This is a genomic window from Streptomyces sp. NPDC006925 (genome assembly GCF_042869575.1).
Classification (GTDB): Bacteria; Actinomycetota; Actinomycetes; order Streptomycetales; family Streptomycetaceae; genus Streptomyces.
The window spans coordinates 1-1,172 of sequence record NZ_JBIAGB010000057.1; the positions used below are offsets into that span (position 1 = coordinate 1).

Annotated in this window: 1 protein-coding gene; it reads left to right on the forward strand. The window is 68.9% G+C overall.

Translation table 11 applies throughout. From position 1 onward, the window contains the following. Positions 1-2: 2 nt before the first annotated feature. Positions 3-1,172 (forward strand): RNA-guided endonuclease InsQ/TnpB family protein (locus tag ACFYNS_RS31855; protein ID WP_388606384.1); only part of this gene is annotated, 1,170 nt, incomplete at its 3' end.

The window sequence follows — 1,172 nt, forward strand, 5'->3', positions numbered from 1 at the left end:
TCATGCAGCTGCGGTACAGCTTCCGCCTGTACCCGGGCGCCGGTCAGCGCATGGCGTTGGCGAGGGCGTTCGGGTGTGCGCGGGTCGTCTTCAACGACGCATTGCGCGTCCGAGAGGAGGCCCGCACAGCGGGGCTGCCGTTCGTCTCCTCGGGCGAGCTGTCGAAGCGGCTCACCGCGTCGAAGAAGACACCGGAGCGGGCCTGGCTCGGCGAGGTGTCCTCGGTGATCCTCCAGCAGTCCCTCCGGGACCTGGACACCGCGTACAAGAACTTCTTCGACGGCCTCAAGGGCAAGCGCCCCAAGATGGGGCCGCCCCGGTACAAGTCCCGCAAGGACAACCGGCAGACCGTCCGCTTCACCGCGAACGCGTCGTGGCGGATCACGGCGGGCGGGAAGCTGCGCCTGCCGAAGGTCGGCGACGTGCCCGTTCGCTGGTCCCGCGCCCTGCCGTCCACGCCGTCCACCGTGACGGTCTTGAAGGACGCCACAGGCCGGTACTTCGCGAGCTTCGTCGTCGAGACGGACGCCTCTGAGGTGCTGCCGGAGACGACGCCTGAAGTCGGCATCGACCTCGGGCTCGGGCACTTCGCGATCCTCTCCGACGGCACGAAGGCCGACAGCCCGCGCTTCCTGCGCCGGGCCGAGAAGCGGCTGAAGAAGGCACAGCGGGACCTGTCCCGCAAGGAGAAGGGCTCCGCGAACCGGGGCAAGGCCAGAGTGAAGGTCGCTCGCGCTCACGCGCGGGTCGCCGACGCGCGCCGCGAGTTCCACCACCAGCTCTCCACCAAGCTGATCCGCGAGAACCAAGCGGTCGCAGTGGAAGACCTGGCAGTGAAGGGACTCGCCCGTACGCGCCTGGCCAAGTCCGTGCACGACGCCGGATGGTCGGCGTTCGTGAACATGCTGGAGTACAAGGCCGCACGGTACGGGCGCACCTTCGTGAGGATCGGACGGTTCGAGCCCACCAGTCAGGTGTGCTCGCAGTGCGGCGTCAAGGACGGCCCCAAGCCCCTGCACGTCCGGGAGTGGACGTGCAGGGAGTGCTGGGCCGTCCTCGACCGAGACGTGAACGCGGCGGTCAACGTCGCGAAGGCGGCCGGACTGGCCGTTACGGCCTGTGGAGCGCAGGTAAGACCGGTACCCGTACCGGCGCAGCGCGTTGAAGCAGGA